Source organism: Blastococcus sp. SYSU D00695 (assembly GCF_054050555.1).
Genome location: NZ_JBJGZP010000001.1, coordinates 234,859 through 249,120 on the forward strand (window position 1 = coordinate 234,859; position 14,262 = coordinate 249,120).

The window sequence follows — 14,262 nt, forward strand, 5'->3', positions numbered from 1 at the left end:
GGGTGGAGCGGGATGGCCGCTCCCGGAGCACGGGGGTCGACACCATGGCAGGGACCAGCACCACGACCGGCGCACGCATCCGCGCGCGGCTCGCGCGGCTCGCGGCGATCGGGGTGATCGCCGCGCTCGGGCTGGTCTCCACCCCAGGGACGGCGTCGGCGGCCGGCACGGTCACCCCGGTCGTGGACTGCTACCGCGACAACGGCGACGGCACCTTCTGGGTGGTCCTCGGGTACAAGAACACCGGGGACTCCCGGAACATCGCGCGCGGGGCGTCCAACCAGGTCTACCCGACCCGGCTGCAGGGTCAGCAGCCCGCCGGCTTCGCCGGCGGCACCGTGCACGGGGCGTGGACGGTGAAGCTCACGTACCAGGAGATCTTCGCCCAGAACGCCCGCTGGGTGCTGGACGGCACGACGCTGCAGTACTCGCAGTACGTGCAGTACGCGACGGTGTGCCCGCCGACCACGCAGCTGCCCGCCGACGGCAACGGCATGGGCACCGTGATGGCGCTGGGCGGGGCCGGGGTGGTCGGGGCGCTGCTGCTGGTCCGCTCCCGCCGCCGGGCGGACCGCGCCGCTGCCGGCACCGCGGCCTGACCCGTGCGCAGCGTCCTGGCGATCGGCGCCCACCCCGACGACGTCGAGCTCGGCTGCGGCGGCACGCTGCTGGCCCACGCCGCGGCCGGGGACACCGTGACCGTGCTGGTCGTGACCGGCGGGGAGAGCGGTCCCGGGGAGCCGGAGCGCCGGCGGGAGCAGGAGGCCGCGGCCCGCAGCCTCGGCGCCCGGCTCGTCTGGGGCGGCCTGCCCGACTGCGGGCTGACCGCGGACGCGGCGACGGTGGCGCTCGTCGAGCGGGTGCTCGCCGAGACCGCCGCCGACGTCGTCTACGTGCACGCCCCCGACGACAGCCACCAGGACCACCGGGCGGTGGCCGCGGCGACGCAGGGGGCGGCCCGGCGGCTGTCACGGGTGCTGCACTACCAGAGCCCGTCGACGCTGACGTTCTCCCCGACCGTCTACGTCGACGTGACCGCGCACCTGACCGGCAAGCTGCACGCCCTGGCGGCGCACGCCTCCCAGGTGGAGCTCTCGCCGATGGTGGAGCCCGACGCGGTCGTGGCCTCCGCCCGGCACTGGGGCGCGCAGGCCCGCATCGGCTACGCGGAGGCGTTCGCGCCGACGCGGATGGTGCTGGACATGCGCCCCCGGCCCCGGCGGCGGGCCGGGGACGTGCCCGCCGGGCACCGCCTCGTGCCCGCACCCCGCCTCGCCGGCTGAGCCCGGCCCCGCCTGCGACGCACCGGCCCGGCTCTCACCCCGAGGGGGGAGGGCCGGGCCGGTGCGTTGCAGGCAACCGAACCGCGTGCCGATGCACCTGTGACGGGCGGGACGACCCCGCCGGTGGAACGGGAGGACACGGGGCCATGGACGACACGGGGAGCGCGGGACTGAACGTCCTGGCCATCGGGGCGCACCCCGACGACATCGAGCTCGGCTGCGGCGGGGCGCTGCTCGCCCACGTGGCGGCCGGGGACTCCGTGACCATGCTGGTCGTCACCGGCGGCGAGAACGGCCCCGGCGACGGTGCCCGGGGCGCCGGCCGCCGCGAGGAGCAGGAGACCGCGGCGCGGATGATCGGCGCCCGGCTGGTCTGGGGCGGCCTGCGCGACTGCGAGGTCGTGCCGGACTCCGCGACCGTGCGGCTGATCGAGCGGGTGCTGCGCGCCACCGCCGCCGACCTCGTCTACGTGCACGCCCCCGACGACAGCCACCAGGACCACCGCGCCGTCGCCTCCGCCACCCTGGGCGCCGCCCGCCGCCTGCCCCGGGTGCTGCACTACCAGAGCCCCTCGACGCTGTCGTTCACGCCGACCGTCTACGTCGACGTCACCGCCCACCTGTCGGGCAAGGTCGCGGCGCTGGCCGCGCACGCCACCCAGGTGGAGATGTCGGCGATGGTCGAGCCGGACGCCGTCGTGGCCTCGGCCCGGCACTGGGGGTCGCAGGCCCGGATCGGCTACGCCGAGGCCTTCCAGCCCACCCGGCTCGTCCTCGACCTCTCCCCGCTGCCGGGCAGCGGCGCGGTGGCCGCCGTCCCCGCCGCCTGGCAGCTGACGCCGTCGCCGTTCGCCGCGACGTCCTGACCGCCCCGCCCCCGCGCCGGCGGGCGGGCGGTCACCGGCCCGGCGCGCGCCGCCGGAGCCGGGCGAGCGTCGCCAGCACGGCGGCGGCGGTCCACACCGCCCGGGACAGCCGCACCGCCCGCGGGACGTCGGCGGCCAGCGGCGGCCGCCCGTCGCCCAGGTGCGGGCGCACCTCGACCCGGCTGCCGTAGACGTTGCGGCCGCCCAGCCGCAGCCCCAGCGCCCCGGCGAGGGCGGCCTCGCACCGCCCCGAGTTCGGGCTCGGGTGGGCCGCGCCGTCGCGCCACCACGCCCGCAGCGCACCGGTCGCCGACCCGCCCACCAGCGGGGCCGCGGCCACCGTCAGCGCCGCCGTCAGCCGCGCCGGCAGCCAGTTGGCGACGTCGTCCGCGCGCGCCGACGCCCAGCCGAACCGCGCGTACCGCGGCGAGCGGTGCCCGACCATCGCGTCGAGGGTGTTCACCGCCCGGTAGGCGGCCAGCCCCGGCAGCCCCGCCACCGCGCCCCAGAACAGCGGCGCCACCGCCGCGTCGGATGTGTTCTCCGCGACCGACTCGACCGTCGCCCGGGCGAGCTCGCCGGCGTCCAGCCCGGCCGGGTCGCGGCCGGCGAGGGAGGGCAGCTGCGCGCGGGCCGCGGGCAGGTCGCCGCGGACCAGCGGCACGTACACGCCGCGGGCGGCGCGGCCGAGCGACGTCCCGCCCAGCACGGTCCAGGTCACCGCGGCGGTGACCAGCGTGCGGGCGGCCGCCCGGCCCCGGGTCGCGCGGTCCAGCGCTCCGCCGAGCGCCCCGGCGGCGCCGACCAGCACCGCCGCGTACCCGGCCCCGGCGGCCCGGGAGTCGCGCCAGGCGCGCCGCTCCAGGGCCGCCGCCGCGCCGCCGAAGCCGGCCACCGGGTGCCACCGGCGCGGGTCGGCCAGCAGGAGGTCCGCGGCGGCGCCCAGCGCCAGGCCGGCCGCGGTCGCCCCGTCCCGGTCCGCGCGCACGGGGGCCATCCTGCCAACCGCCGGTCCCTAGGATCGCCGGCATGCGTCTGCCCGGCCGTTACGACGGCGTCGCCCGGCCGATCGTCACCTACGGCAGCGACCCGGTCCTGCACCGGGCGTGCGCCCCGGTCACCGAGTTCGGGCGGGACCTGCGCCGCCTCGTGCTCGACATGTTCGCCAGCATGGAGGCCGCCGACGGGGTGGGCCTGGCCGCCAACCAGATCGGCGTCGACGCGCGGGTGTTCGTCATCGACTGCCCCGACGCGGCCGGGGAGGACGTCGTCGGCTACGTGGTCAACCCCGTGCTCACCATCCCCGAGCCGGTGGGGGAGGAGCCGGCCGAGGAGGTCACCGAGGAGGGCTGCCTGTCGGTGCCCGGCCCCTACGCCGAGCTGCCGCGGGCCTTCCGCGCCCGGGTCGACGGCGTCGACGCCAGCGGCGACCCGGTGAGCATCGAGGCGACCGGGATGGCCGCGCGCTGCCTGCAGCACGAGGTCGACCACCTCGACGGCACCGTCTACGTCGACCGGCTGCCCGCCGAGCAGAAGGAGCGGCTGCTCGCGGAGGCCGGCCGGTGACCGCCGCACCCGTGCACACGCCGGTCGTCGTCGTCGGCATCGGCGCGGACGGCTGGGAGGGGCTCGCGCCCACCTCCCGTGCCGAGGTGGAGCGCGCCGACGTCCTGCTGGGCAGCGAGCGGCAGCTGGACCTGGTCCCCGCCGAGGTCGCCGCCGAGCGGGTGCCGTGGCCCTCGCCGCTGACCGAGGCGCTGCCCGAGCTGGTCGAGCAGTACGCCGCGCGGGCCGTCGTCGTCCTGGCCAGCGGCGACCCGATGCTGTCGGGCATCGGGACCACGCTCACCCGGCTGCTGGGCGCCGAGCGGGTGCGGGTGCTGCCGGCGCCGTCGTCGGTGTCGCTGGCCTGCGCCCGGCTGGGCTGGGCCGTCGAGGACACCTGCGTGGTGAGCCTGGTCGGCCGGCCGCTGGAGCTGCTGCACCCGCACGTGCAGCCCGGCGCCCGGCTGCTGGTGCTGGGGTCGGACGGCGACACCCCGGCCCACGTCGCCCACCTGCTGGCCGAGCGGGGCTACGGGCAGAGCCTCGTCACGGTCCTCGGCGGGCTGGGCGGCCCGGAGGAGACGGTGCGCACCGGCACCGCGGCCACCTGGTCGCAGCCGGCGCCGGCGCTGGTGGTGACCGCCGTCGAGTGCCGGGCCGAGCGCGGCACGATGCCGCTGCCCACCACCCCCGGCCTGCCCGACGCCGCCTACGAGTCCGACGGGCAGCTCACCAAGTCCGAGGTCCGGGCGGTCACGCTGTCCCGGCTGGCCGCCGTCCCGGGCCAGCTGCTGTGGGACATCGGCGCCGGCGCGGGCTCGATCGGCATCGAGTGGATGCGCGCCCACCCGACCTGCCGCGCGGTCGCGGTGGAGGCCGAGGAGGACCGGGCCGCCCGGATCGCCCGCAACGCCGCCCGCCTCGGCGTGCCCTACCTGCGGGTCGTGCACGGCTCCGCGCCCGACGTCCTGGGCCGCCTCGGCCGCCCGGACGCGGTGTTCGTCGGCGGCGGGCTCACCACCCCGCTGCTGCTGGAGACCTGCTGGGACGCGCTGCCGCCCGGCGGCCGGCTGGTGGCCAACGCGGTGACCGTGGAGAGCGAGGCCGTGCTGGCGTCCTGGCACGCGCGGGTCGGGGGCGAGCTGGTGCGGGTGTCGGTGCAGCGCGCCGAGCCGGTCGGGACGTTCACCGGCTGGCGGGCCGCGATGCCGGTGACCATCTGGAGCGTGACCCGCTGACCGTCTTCTTCATCGGGGCGGGCCCCGGCGCGCCCGACCTGGTCACGCTGCGCGCGGCCCGGCTCATCGCCTCGGCCCCGGTCTGCCTCTACGCCGGGGCGCTGGTGCCGCGCGAGCTGCTGGACACCGCCCCCGCCGGGGCGCGGCTGGTCGACACCGCCGACCTCGACCTCGACGCCATCACCGCCGAGCTGACCGCCGCGCACGAGGCCGGGCACGACGTCGCCCGGCTGCACTCGGGGGACCCGTCGGTGTACAGCGCGATGGCCGAGCAGATGCGCCGGCTCGACGCCGCGGGGGTGCCCTACGAGGTGGTCCCCGGCGTCCCGTCGTTCGCCGCCGCGGCCGCCGCGCTGAAGCGGGAGCTGACCGTGCCGGGGGTGGCGCAGACCGTCGTCCTCACCCGGACCTCGGCGCGCTCCACCCCGATGCCGCCGGGCGAGCAGCTGTCGGCCTACGCCGCGACCGGCGCGACGCTCGTGCTGCACCTGGCGGTGCAGCGGCTGGACGAGCTGGCGCCGCAGCTGGCCGAGCACTACGGCGCGGGGTGCCCGGCCGCCGTCGTCGCGTACGCCAGCCGCGCCGACGAGGTGGTGCTGCGCGGCACGCTGGCCGACATCGCGGGGCAGGTGGCCGAGGCGGGGATCCGGCGGACAGCGATCGTCGTCGTCGGCCCGGCGCTGGCCGCGGGTCAGTTCCCCGACAGCCACCTGTACTCGACGACGCGTGCGCGTTAGCCGGGACCGGTCCTCAGGCGCGGCCGACGATCGTGCCGGCGCGGTCGATCACCACGACGTCCACCTCGACGGGCGCGCCGCGCAGCACCCCCAGCGCGGTGTCCCGGGCGCCCGCGGCCACCAGGTCGCCCAGCGGGAAGCCGGCCCCGGCGCACTGCTGCAGCGCGTCCAGGGCGGTGTTCGCCCCGCGCACGCCCTCGACCAGCCCCGGTGCGCCGCCGCCGTCGCGGACCAGCGCCGCCAGCGCCTCGAACGACACCTGCGAGCGGCCCGAGTGCAGGTCCAGGTGCCCCTCGGCGAGCTTCGCGAGCTTGCCGATCCCGCCGGCCACGGTCAGCCGCGGAACCGGGTGCCGGCGCAGGTACTTGAGGACGGCGCCGGCGAAGTCGCCCATGTCCAGCAGCGCGTCCTCGGGCAGCCCGTGCAGCTCCTGCGCCACCCGCTCGCTGGTCGAGCCGGTGCAGCCGGCCACGTGCGTCCGCCCGGCCGCGCGGGCGACGTCGATGCCGCGGCGGATCGAGTCGATCCACGACGAGCACGAGTAGGGGACGACGACGCCGGTCGTGCCGAGGATCGACAGCCCGCCGAGGATCCCCAGCCGCGGGTTCCAGGTGCGCCGGGCCAGCTCCTCACCGTGCTCCACGGACACCTCGACGACGACGTCGCCGGTGCCCCCGTGCCGCGCCGCGACCGCCGCGACGTGCTCGCTGATGAACGTGCGGGGCATCGGGTTGATCGCCGGCTCGCCGACCGCCAGCGGCAGGCCCGGCTTGGTCACGGTGCCGACGCCGGGGCCCGCGCGGAAGACCACCCCGGTGCCGGGTGCGCCGAGCAGCACCCGGGAGGAGACCAGCGCGCCGTGGGTGACGTCGGGGTCGTCGCCGGCGTCCTTGACGATGCCGACGGTCGCCTCGGCCCCGGGCACCAGCGCCTCGCGGGCCAGCGCGAACGAGGGGTGCCGGTCGTTCGGCAGGTCGATGGTCACCGGGTCGGGGAACTCGCCGGTCAGCAGCGCGGTGTAGGCGGCGGTGGCCGCGGCGGTCGCGCAGGCGCCGGTCGTCCAGCCGTGCCGCAGCCCGCTGCCCTCCCTGCTCACGGGTCCAGCATGCACGGGGGTCGCGGGGCAGTGGGGGACCGCCCGGATGCGCCTGGCGGCGGCCACGCCCGCCCGGGAGACCGCCGCGATGCGCATGCGGGCGCGCACCGCCGCCTTCGCGCGCTCCCGCGCCCCAGCGCAGCCCCCCGTTGCCACCTGCGGGACGACGCCCGGGGGAGCGCGTGACCCGCCGGGTGCTGGTCCTCGGGGGCACCGGCGAGGCGCGGCGGCTGGCCACCGCGCTGGTCGAGCGGGGGGACGACGTCCTGAGCTCGCTCGCCGGGCGGGTGGCCGACCCGGTCCTGCCGCCGGGACGGGTGCGGGTCGGCGGGTTCGGCGGCGTCGAGGGGCTGGCGCAGGCCCTGGCCGAGGTGGACGCCGCCGTCGACGCCACGCACCCCTTCGCCGCCGGCATCACCGCGAACGCCGCCGCCGCGGCCGCGACCACCGGCACCCCGCTGCTGCGGCTGCAGCGGCCCGGCTGGACGGCCGGCCCCGGCGACGACTGGCGCTGGGTGGACTCGCTGGACGAGGCAGCCGCGGCGGTGCGGGCGGCGACCTCGGTGTTCGTCACCACCGGCCGGCAGGGGCTCGCCGCCTTCGCCGGGCTGCCGGGGGCGGTGCTCGTCCGCTCGGTCGACCCGCCGCAGGCGCCGCTGCCGGCCCGCTGCACCGTCGTCCTGGCGCGGGGGCCGTTCACGGTCGAGGAGGAGACGGCGCTGATGCGCGAGCACGCCGTCGACGTGCTGGTCACCAAGGACAGCGGCGGGTCGATGACCGCCGCGAAGCTGACCGCGGCCCGGGACCTCGGCGTCCCGGTGGTGCTGGTCCGCCGCCCGCCGCTGCCCGCCGGCGTCCCGGTCGCCGCGACCGTCGCCGAGGCGCTGACCTGGATCGCGGAAAAGGACTCGCGCCCGGGGGGAGACTGAGCCGGTCCCTCCCCGCGACACCAGGAGCGCAGCACCCGTGGAACCCCTGACCGAGCAGCAGGTACGCCGGTCGTTCGTCAACTGCTCCAAGGGCGAGGCCACCGCCATGACCCTGCCGCGGGACTTCGACGTCCTCCCGTGGGAGGAGCTGGAGCTGCTGGGCTGGCGGGACCCCAAGGCGCCGCTGCGCGGCTACCTCGTCGTCCCCCGGGAGGGCCGGACCGTCGGCGTCGCGCTGCGCGCCGCGGACACGAGGATGTCCAGCCGGACGGCGGCGATGTGCCTGCTGTGCCAGACCCCGCAGACCGGCGACGCCGTCTCGCTGTTCACCGCCCGCCGGGTCGGCGAGGCCGGGCGCAACGGCAACACCGTGGGCACCTACATCTGCGCCGACCTGCAGTGCGCCCAGCGGACCCGCACCGAGATCCCGCCGTGGCTGGCCGAGCGCGACCCGGACGAGGTCGTCGCCGAGCGGTCGCTCGAGCTGCGCCAGCGCGTGCAGGGCTTCCTCGACTCGGTGCACCGGCCCTGACCGCCCGGCTGGTGCTGTTCGACCTCGACGGCACCCTGGTCGACTCCACGCCGGGCATCTGGGCGTCGGTGCGGGTGGCGGCGGAGGCACTGGGCCTGCCGGAGCCGACGCCGGCGCAGCTGCGCGCGATGGTCGGCCCGCCGCTGCAGGACGGGTTCGCGATCGTGCTCGGCGTCGCCCCGGACGACGTCCCGCGGGCGGTCGCGGCCTACCGGGCGCACTACGCCGCCGGGGCGCTGCTCGACGTCACCGTGTACGACGGCGTCCGGGAGCTGCTGGCCGGCCTGCGGGAGGCCGGCGCGGTCCTGGCGGTCGCCACCAGCAAGCCCGAGCCGTTCGCCGTCCGGGTGCTCGAGCACACCGGGCTGCTCGGGGCCTTCGCCTCGGTGCACGGGGCCACCCTCGACGGCCTGGTCCGGCACAAGGACCAGGTGGTCGCCGCGGCGCTGGCGGCCCACCCCGGCGGGCGGGCGCCGGTGCTCGTCGGCGACCGGGAGCACGACGTGCTGGGCGCCGCGGCGCACGGGCTGCCGTGCATCGGCGCGGGCTGGGGCCCGACACCCGACGAGCTGCGCGCGGCCGGCGCCGTGGCCGTGGCGAGCACCCCGGCCCAGGTCAGGGCACTGCTCGGCGACGTGTGACGCCCAACCGGATCGGGCAGGAGGCGGTCATGACCGAGACCGCGCCGCCGCTGTCCGCCCTCGCCCTCGTCTGCACCCTCTCGCCGTCGCCGAAGCCCTCCAGCAGCGAGAAGATCGCCCGCGAGGTGCTCGACGCCCTCGCCGCGCACGGGGTGAGCGGCGACGTCGTCCGCGTCGTCGACCACGACGTGAAGCCCGGCGTCGAGGTGGACATGGGCGACGGCGACGCGTGGCCGGCGATCCGCGAGCGGATGATGGCCGCCGACATCCTCGTCGTCTCCACGCCCACCTGGGTCGGGCACATGAGCAGCGTCGCGCAACGGGTGCTGGAGCGGCTGGACGGCGAGCTGTCGGAGACCGACGACTCGGGCCGCCCGCTGGTCACCGGCAAGGTCGCGGTCACCGCCGTCGTCGGCAACGAGGACGGCGCCCACAAGATCACCGCCGACCTCATGCAGGGGCTCAACGACATCGGGTTCACGATCCCCGCGCAGGGCGGCACCTACTGGAACGACGAGGCGATGGGCAGCCGCGACTACCTGGACCTCGACGAGACCCCGGAGGCGGTGGCCTCGACGACGGCCACGCTCGCCGAGAACGCCGCGCACCTGGCGCGGGCGCTCAGGGCGACCCCGTACCCGTCGAGCTGACCGTGGCCAGCCGGCGGGCGGGCTCGGGGGCGTCGGCCTCCCCGCCCGCCCGTCGCAGGGACCGCCGGCGCAGCCGCACCCCGGCGACCGCACCCAGCGCCAGGACCACGAGCACGGCGGCGTACACCTCGGCGACCGTCTCCAGCCCGACCGAGGAGGAGACCGTGCCCGCGACGATCGCCGGGATGCTGAAGCTCAGGTAGCCGACGACGAACACCGCCGACAGCAGCCCGGCCCGCTCGGCCGGGGACACGCCGGCGGTGATGACGGCGACCGCGCCGAGGAACGCCATGCCGAAGCCGATCCCGGAGACGACCGCGGAGACGAACAGGACCGCGACGGAGCCGGTGACCAGCGCGGCGATCGTGCCGAGCACGCCGGCCGCGAACGCCAGCGCGCCGCCGACCATCGCGCCCTCCGGCGCCAGCGGCCGGCCGAGCACCGCGCCGACCGCGGCCGACCCCTGCATGGCCAGCACCAGCAGGCTGCCGACCAGGTGGTCGTCGATGCCGAACACGGTCGCGGTGAGCGACGGGCCCAGGGAGAGGTACAGCCCGCCCAGCGCCCAGGCGGCCACCATGACCGGCAGGGCCAGCAGGAAGCCGGGCCGCTGCGGCCGGGGGACCCGCACCGAGGGTCGCAGGGAGGCGAGCGCGCCCGGGGCGCGCGGCGAGGTCTCGGGGAGCAGGAGCACGCACGCGGCGGCCAGCACCAGCGCGACCGTGAGGACGGCGAACACCCAGCGGGTCGGCTCGGCGACGTACTCGACCACCAGACCGGCGCCGACGGCCCCGAGGGACAGCCCGAGCCCCGGTGCCGCGCTGTTGACCAGCGCCCCGAGCGGGCGGTCCGCGCGCTGGGAGTCCAGCAGCGCCGCCCCGAGCGTGCCGGTCAGCCCGCCCATGGACACGCCCTGCACCACCCGCGCGACCAGCAGCCAGCCGACGCCGTCCGCGGCGAGGAACAGCACCATCGCGACCGCCATGAGCAGCAGCCCCCCGGCGAGCACCGGGCGGCGGCCCACGTGGTCGGACAGGCCGCCCACCACCAGCAGCGCGGCGAGCAGCGCGAACGCGTAGATCCCGAAGACCACCGTCAGCGTGCCGGGCCCGAAGCCGAAGCGCTCGGCGTACACCCGGTACAGCGGCGTCGGCACCCCCGAGGCGGCCAGCGCGAGCAGCAGCAGGCCCGCCGCCGTCCAGAACGCGGGTGTGCGCGGGAGCGTGGGGAGGGGCACGACCGTTCGCAAGGGGAACGACCTCGGCCGCATTCCCGCCCCGGGCGTGTCCCCGGTCCCGGTGCAGGACCGCGGTCCCGCACCGGGAGGGGTCAGTAGGTGCGCGGGGTGTAGACGGCGCCGTTCGGGCCGACCCGGGTGCGGGAGGAGCCGACGAGCACCAGGCAGCGCATGTCGACCGTCTCGGGGTCCAGCTCGCCGAGCGTCGTCACCCGCACGCTCTCCTGCGGCCCGCCGACGTCCCGGCCCACCACCACGACCGTGCCGGCGTCGCGGACCTCCAGCAGCGCCGCGAGCGCCTCGCCCAGCTGGTGCGGGCGCGCCTTGGACCGCGGGTTGTACAGCGCCAGCACGAGGTCGGCCTGCGCCGCGTGCCGCAGCCGGTCCAGGACGACGTCCCACGGCTTGAGGACGTCGGACAGGCTGACGACCGCGAAGTCGTGGCCCAGCGGCGCGCCCACGCGGGAGGCGACGGCCTGCGCGGCGGTCAGCCCGGGCAGCACGCGGACCGCGACGCCGTCGTACTCCGGGCGCTCGGCGACCTCCAGCACCGCGGCGGCCATCGCGAAGACGCCGGGGTCGCCGCTGGAGACGACGGCGACCCGGCGCCCGGAGCGGGCCAGCTCCAGGGCGTGCGCGGCCCGCTCGGCCTCGACGCGGTTGTCACTGGCGTGGCGGGTCTGCCGCGGGTTGGCCGCGACCCGGTCCAGGTAGGGGCCGTACCCGACGAGGTCGTCGGCGGCCGCCAGCGCCGCGGCGACCTCGGGCGTCGTCCAGGAGCGCTGGCCCGGGCCCAGGCCGACCACGACGACCTCGCCGGTCCGCGGCAGCGCGTCGTCGTGCTGCTCGGGGCCGGGCGCCGGCTCGGTCAGCGGGCTGGGCAGCAGGGCGAGGGAGAAGTAGGGGACGGTCTCGGGGGCGACCTCGGCCAGCGGCATCGTGCGCTGCCGGTCGGTGGTGGCCCGCTCGACGTAGAGCGCGCGGTCGAGCACCCCGGCCGCGTCGAAGGCGTCGCGCACGGAGCGGAAGGTCCGCCCGAGCTTCATCACCGCCGCCGAGTCGGTGGTCGCCAGCCACTCGGCCAGCTCGTCGGTGGGCAACGTGCCGGGCAGCACGGTGAGCACCTCGTCGCGCTCGACCAGCGGCCGGCCGGTGACCGCCGCGGCGCCGCTGACGCTGGTCACGCCGGGGACGACCTCGGTCGGGTACCGGTGCGCCAGCCGCTTGTGCATGTGCATGTAGGAGCCGTAGAAGAACGGGTCGCCCTCGGCGAGGACGACGACGTCGCGCCCGGCGTCCAGGTGGGCGGCGAGCCGGGCGGCGGCCGCCTCGTAGAACTCGTCGATGGCGCCCTGGTAGCCGCCGGGGTGGTCGGTGGTCTCGGTGGTGACCGGGTAGACCAGCAGCTCCTCGACCTGGCCCTCGCGCAGGTAGGGGGCGGCCAGCGCGCGGGCGACCGACCGGCCGTGCTGCGCGGCGTGGAAGGCGACGACGTCGGCGGCGCCGATCAGCCGGGCCGCCTTGACGGTGACCAGCTCCGGGTCGCCGGGCCCGAGCCCGACCCCGTAGAGACGCCCGCTCACCGCACCCTGTCCGCTCATTCCGCGTCGCTCGCGATCGCGTTGACGGCGGCCGCGGTCATCGCGCTGCCGCCGCGCCGGCCGCGCACCACCAGGTGCTCCAGGTCGGTGGCGGCCAGCGCGTCCTTGGACTCGGCGGCGCCGATGAAGCCGACCGGGATGCCGAGGACGGCGGCCGGCCGGGGCGCGCCGGCCTCCACCATCTCCAGCAGGTGGAACAGCGCGGTGGGGGCGTTGCCGATCGCCACGACGGCACCCTCGAGCCGGTCGCGCCACAGCTCGAGCGCGGCCGCGGTGCGGGTGGTGCCGAGCTCCTGCGCGAGCGCGGGCACCCGCGGGTCACCCAGCGTGCACACCACCTCGTTGTCCCGCGGCAGCCGCGCGCGGGTGATGCCGGAGGCCACCATGCGGGCGTCGCACAGCACCGGGGCGCCGGCGTCCAGGGCGGCCCGGGCGCGGGAGACGACGGCGGGGGAGAAGGCGACGTCGGGCACCAGGTCGACCTGCCCGCAGGCGTGGATCATCCGCACGACGACCCGGGAGACGTCCTCGGGGAGAGCGGCCAGGTCGGCCTCGGCGCGGATCGTGGCGAACGACTGCCGGTAGATCTCGGCGCCGTCCTTCTCGTAGGCGTACATCGGCCAGCAGGCTACGTCGTGGGGTTCGGCGCCCCGTCGCCTGCGGGTAGGGGCGCCCGCATGGCGCTCCCCAGGGTCCTCGTGCTCGTGCTCGCCGGCGGGAAGGGCAACCGGCTGGAACTGCTCACCGAGACCCGGGCCAAGCCCGCCGTCCCCTTCGCCGGGGTGTACCGGCTGATCGACTTCCCGCTGTCCAACTGCCAGCACGCGGGCATCGCCGACGTGTGGGTGTCGGTGCAGTACCAGCCGCAGTCGGTCGCCGAGCACCTGGCCAACGGCCGGCCGTGGGACCTCGACCGCACCACCGGCGGCCTGATGCTGCTGCCGCCGTTCCAGGGCAACGAGCGCGGCGGGTGGACCGAGGGCACCGCCGACGGGCTGTGGCGCCAGGCCGAGCACGTCCGCGGGTTCGACCCCGACGCGCTCGTCGTCGTCAGCTCCGACGCCGTCTACCGGCTCGACTACCGCGAGGTCGTCGACGCCCACCTGGGCTCCGGCGCCGAGGTCACGATGGTCACCACCGAGGTCGCCGCCGACGACGCCGCCCGCTACGGCATCGTCGAGGTGGCCGACGACGGCCGGGTCGCCGGCTACGCCTACAAGCCCGACGAGCCGGCGACGACGACGGCGACCAACGAGGTCTTCGTGTTCAGCCCGCGGGAGACCCTCGACCGGCTGGAGGCGCTCGCCGCCGAGGTCGGCGACGAGGGACTGGAGGACCTCGGCACGCACCTGCTGCCGGCCCAGACCCGCGACGGCGCCGCCCGCGCGTACCCGCTGGCCGGCTACTGGCGCGACGTCGGCACGGTGACCGCGTACTGGGAGGCCCACCAGGACTTCCTCACCGACGACCCGCCGCTGGACCTCGACGAGCGCTGCTGGCCGGTGCACACCCGCGGCGGCCGGCACAGCGCGGCCCGGGTGCTCGACGACGGCCGGATCGAGAACAGCCTGCTGTCCGGGGGCACGCGGGTCTCCGGCGACGTCCGCGGGTCGGTGCTGTCGCCGGGGGTCGTCGTCGAGCGCGGCGCGACGGTCGTGGACTCGGTCCTCCTGCCGGGCGTGCGGGTGCGGGCCGGCGCCACGGTGACGAGGGCGGTGGTCGACGACGCCGTCGACGTCGGGGAGGGCGCCACGGTCGGCGGGGACGGTGAGATCGCGCTGCTCGGTCGCGGCGTGCGGATCGACGACGGGGCGCAGGTCCCGGCCGGCGCCCGGTTCCCTGACCCCGAGCAGGACTGACCGCGCCGTGCGCGCTCTGCCACTGCCCCGCCCCGGTGGGCAGTGGCA

At 77.3% G+C, this 14,262-nt stretch carries 16 protein-coding genes; 11 read left to right on the forward strand and 5 right to left on the reverse strand.

Annotated elements, in window-relative coordinates; all coding sequences use genetic code 11:
- Nucleotides 1-44: 44 nt before the first annotated feature.
- From ACI781_RS01260 to ACI781_RS01270, 3 genes are all read left to right on the forward strand, one after another.
- Complete coding sequence (locus ACI781_RS01260; RefSeq protein WP_456564252.1) at nt 45-599, forward strand: hypothetical protein; 555 nt, start codon at nt 45-47, stop codon at nt 597-599.
- Nucleotides 600-602: 3 nt separating this feature from the next.
- On the forward strand, nt 603-1,283 hold the full coding sequence (locus ACI781_RS01265) for a PIG-L deacetylase family protein (protein ID WP_456564253.1): 681 nt from the start codon (nt 603-605) through the stop codon (nt 1,281-1,283).
- A 146-nt stretch (nt 1,284-1,429) separates the two neighbouring features.
- A complete protein-coding gene (locus ACI781_RS01270) occupies nt 1,430-2,149 on the forward strand; it encodes a PIG-L deacetylase family protein (RefSeq protein ID WP_456564254.1) in 720 nt (239 codons plus the stop codon).
- Between the two features lie 31 nt (nt 2,150-2,180).
- Here ACI781_RS01270 and ACI781_RS01275 read toward each other — a convergent pair whose 3' ends face one another.
- The gene (locus tag ACI781_RS01275; RefSeq protein ID WP_456564255.1) at nt 2,181-3,137 is read right to left on the reverse strand and encodes a cobalamin biosynthesis protein; all 957 of its coding nucleotides are present in this window, start codon (nt 3,135-3,137) and stop codon (nt 2,181-2,183) included.
- A gap of 41 nt (nt 3,138-3,178) precedes the next feature.
- Between ACI781_RS01275 and def the strand changes: the two genes are divergently transcribed.
- Genes def through cobM form a run of 3 tightly spaced genes read left to right on the forward strand, consistent with a single transcriptional unit; the run spans nt 3,179 to nt 5,669 of the window.
- The gene (def, locus tag ACI781_RS01280) at nt 3,179-3,715 is read left to right on the forward strand and encodes a peptide deformylase (protein ID WP_456564256.1); all 537 of its coding nucleotides are present in this window, start codon (nt 3,179-3,181) and stop codon (nt 3,713-3,715) included.
- The gene (cbiE, locus tag ACI781_RS01285; protein ID WP_456564257.1) at nt 3,712-4,932 is read left to right on the forward strand and encodes a precorrin-6y C5,15-methyltransferase (decarboxylating) subunit CbiE; all 1,221 of its coding nucleotides are present in this window, start codon (nt 3,712-3,714) and stop codon (nt 4,930-4,932) included. The genes def and cbiE overlap by 4 nt, the downstream gene beginning before the upstream one ends.
- Nucleotides 4,933-4,943: 11 nt before the next feature.
- A complete protein-coding gene (cobM, locus tag ACI781_RS01290) occupies nt 4,944-5,669 on the forward strand; it encodes a precorrin-4 C(11)-methyltransferase (protein ID WP_456564304.1) in 726 nt (241 codons plus the stop codon).
- Between the two features lie 13 nt (nt 5,670-5,682).
- On the opposite strand, the gene ACI781_RS01295 is transcribed toward cobM, so the two are convergent.
- On the reverse strand, nt 5,683-6,765 hold the full coding sequence (locus tag ACI781_RS01295; RefSeq protein WP_456564258.1) for a cobalt-precorrin-5B (C(1))-methyltransferase: 1,083 nt from the start codon (nt 6,763-6,765) through the stop codon (nt 5,683-5,685).
- Nucleotides 6,766-6,947: 182 nt separating this feature from the next.
- Here ACI781_RS01295 and ACI781_RS01300 point away from each other — a divergent pair, with 182 nt between their 5' ends.
- Genes ACI781_RS01300 through ACI781_RS01315 form a run of 4 tightly spaced genes read left to right on the forward strand, consistent with a single transcriptional unit; the run spans nt 6,948 to nt 9,517 of the window.
- Nucleotides 6,948-7,694 carry a cobalt-precorrin-6A reductase gene (locus ACI781_RS01300; RefSeq protein WP_456564259.1) on the forward strand — a complete coding sequence of 249 codons (747 nt, stop codon included), beginning with the start codon at nt 6,948-6,950 and terminating at the stop codon, nt 7,692-7,694.
- 37 nt (nt 7,695-7,731) lie between these two features.
- Entirely contained in the window at nt 7,732-8,226 is a 495-nt protein-coding gene (locus tag ACI781_RS01305) for an FBP domain-containing protein (RefSeq protein ID WP_456564260.1), read from the forward strand.
- A gap of 11 nt (nt 8,227-8,237) precedes the next feature.
- Nucleotides 8,238-8,867: an HAD hydrolase-like protein gene (locus ACI781_RS01310; protein ID WP_456564261.1), complete on the forward strand. Its 630-nt coding sequence runs from the start codon at nt 8,238-8,240 to the stop codon at nt 8,865-8,867.
- A 29-nt stretch (nt 8,868-8,896) separates the two neighbouring features.
- Nucleotides 8,897-9,517: a flavodoxin family protein gene (locus tag ACI781_RS01315; RefSeq protein ID WP_456564262.1), complete on the forward strand. Its 621-nt coding sequence runs from the start codon at nt 8,897-8,899 to the stop codon at nt 9,515-9,517.
- Here ACI781_RS01315 and ACI781_RS01320 read toward each other — a convergent pair.
- The 3 genes from ACI781_RS01320 to ACI781_RS01330 all read right to left on the reverse strand — a co-directional run bounded on the left by ACI781_RS01320 (nt 9,489) and on the right by ACI781_RS01330 (nt 12,972).
- Nucleotides 9,489-10,754, reverse strand: a complete 1,266-nt coding sequence (locus ACI781_RS01320; RefSeq protein ID WP_456564263.1) for an MFS transporter — start codon at nt 10,752-10,754, stop codon at nt 9,489-9,491. The two genes, ACI781_RS01315 and ACI781_RS01320, sit on opposite strands and share 29 nt — an antisense overlap.
- A 92-nt stretch (nt 10,755-10,846) precedes the next feature.
- A complete protein-coding gene (locus ACI781_RS01325) occupies nt 10,847-12,337 on the reverse strand; it encodes a precorrin-2 C(20)-methyltransferase (RefSeq protein ID WP_456564264.1) in 1,491 nt (496 codons plus the stop codon).
- 14 nt (nt 12,338-12,351) lie between these two features.
- Nucleotides 12,352-12,972, reverse strand: coding sequence for a precorrin-8X methylmutase (locus ACI781_RS01330; protein WP_456564265.1), 621 nt, complete (start codon nt 12,970-12,972; stop codon nt 12,352-12,354).
- 60 nt (nt 12,973-13,032) lie between these two features.
- Between ACI781_RS01330 and ACI781_RS01335 the strand changes: the two genes are divergently transcribed.
- Nucleotides 13,033-14,214 (forward strand): glucose-1-phosphate adenylyltransferase family protein, encoded by a 1,182-nt coding sequence (locus tag ACI781_RS01335; RefSeq protein WP_456564266.1) that lies wholly within the window; start codon nt 13,033-13,035, stop codon nt 14,212-14,214.
- Nucleotides 14,215-14,262: the final 48 nt, after the last annotated feature.